The sequence below is a fragment of the Romboutsia sp. genome (assembly GCF_051659545.1).
Lineage (GTDB): Bacteria > Bacillota > Clostridia > Peptostreptococcales > Peptostreptococcaceae > JBOFOR01.
Window position 1 is genome coordinate 1 of the sequence record NZ_JBOFOR010000219.1, and the last position, 1,776, is coordinate 1,776.

Here is a 1,776-nt window from a genome sequence, read left to right on the forward strand (position 1 = left end):
AATAGACATGAGTGTTCTTTTATCAATGTTATATAAGATATATTTATATAGTTATTCTAATACATCTAGAGATAGACTTACAGCTAATGCTTGTCACAGATTTACAATGTCAGACTTACATCATAAATACTTAAGAAATAACTATATATCATTATATGATAGACATTCTAGTGAATATTACATATACAAAGGTAGTTGTACATTCACTAGAGATTTTTATACTTTGAGTAGTTCTAATAGGACTATATCTTCTAAGTATTGCGAAATTGCTCCATATATAGATAAGATTCAAATTGACAATTTTAATATAGTTAAAAGAGATATTCGTATTCTTGATAATGATTTTTCTTCTATTGTTATGACAAAAACTACTCTTGAGACTGCAAAAAATAATTATGGAGAAATAATATCTTACAATGGATATTCTTCTATAAAAGATGATTGCTTAATTGGTCTTACACTTGCAATATGCTATAAAGACCAAGGTGGTGATTTTCTAGCAGAAATGTTTAATAGACCAGAAGCTTTTAAATATTCTAATTTAATGTCACTGTATAACTCAAGTCTAAGAGATATAGAACACAAAAACATTGTTTTTGATAAAACAATAGATGAAATAATAGACTCAAGTGTGGTAAACTTATATATGGAATACTCTTCCTTTACGAAGTCTGGTGGAGCTAGAAGAACAGATTATAAACAATTAAAAACTAAAAAGATAAGCCCAGTATCAAGAAGAGATAAGCTTATTGACATTATAGACAACATTTCAAGTCAAATAAATATAAAACCTTATAAAATTTTAAATAAATTAGATGTTGATTTTAAGAGGTTTTACTAAGGAGGTTACTAATGAAATTTTTGTATTTAACAGACACTCATATTACAGCTAAGAACCCTTCATCAAGAACAGATACTATATCAGACACTATTAAGCAAAAGATGAAAGAGATTGGTGTTGTAATACAAAAAGAACATATCTCTGCTGTAATCCATGGCGGAGATATGTTCCACCACCCAGAAGTTTCAAACAAGTTTGTAGGAGAAATAGCACAAATAATAAGAAGTTATGATATTCCGTTTTATGTAGTACCTGGAAATCATGATGTTCAAGGGCAAAATGAAGAATCCCTTCCTCATTCAAAATTAGGGCTTTTAGCTAGCTCTGGAGTTATTAATATTCTAGACAGAAAAAACCCAGTAATGTTTGCAGAAAACGGATATAAAATCACATTTGAAGGTCAAGAATATTATCCAGACATAGACAAAAATCCAATAACGGATTATGCAGTTAATATGACTGGTAGTAATTTTAAAGTATTAGTTGCTCACTCTATGTTACTTGAGAATAAGTTCTTTGATGGTGTTGCACATACTTTAATAAAAGATGTGCAAACAGATGCAGATTTAATACTAAGTGGACATTATCACCCAGGATTTAAGACTCAGGAAGTAAATAACACTTTATTCATGAATCCTGGTAGCTTGCTAAGAATGGATTCATCTACTCACTCTATTACTCAAAAACCAAAAGTATTAATACTAGATATATCTTCAAATGGATTTATTCATCAAGAGTACGAATTACAAATAGCAAAAGAAGGTAAAGACGTATTTAGTACAAAGAATCTTGATAAAAAGATTTATAGTAATACTTTAGAAGGGTTTAATAAAAAGCTTAAAAATATTAAACTAGATGATGTGAATATAGTAAGCTTAATAGATGATTATGTTACTAAACATCCAGAAGATTTAGAAATAGTCAAAAAAGCAAAA

Annotated in this window: 2 protein-coding genes; both read left to right on the forward strand. The window is 28.4% G+C overall.

Annotated elements, in window-relative coordinates; translation table 11 throughout:
* Positions 1-841: hypothetical protein (locus ACRC03_RS11995; protein ID WP_438652807.1), on the forward strand; the 841-nt coding region annotated here is incomplete at its 5' end.
* 11 nt (positions 842-852) lie between these two features.
* A partial coding sequence (locus ACRC03_RS12000) for a metallophosphoesterase family protein (RefSeq protein ID WP_438652808.1) occupies positions 853-1,776 on the forward strand: 924 nt, incomplete at its 3' end.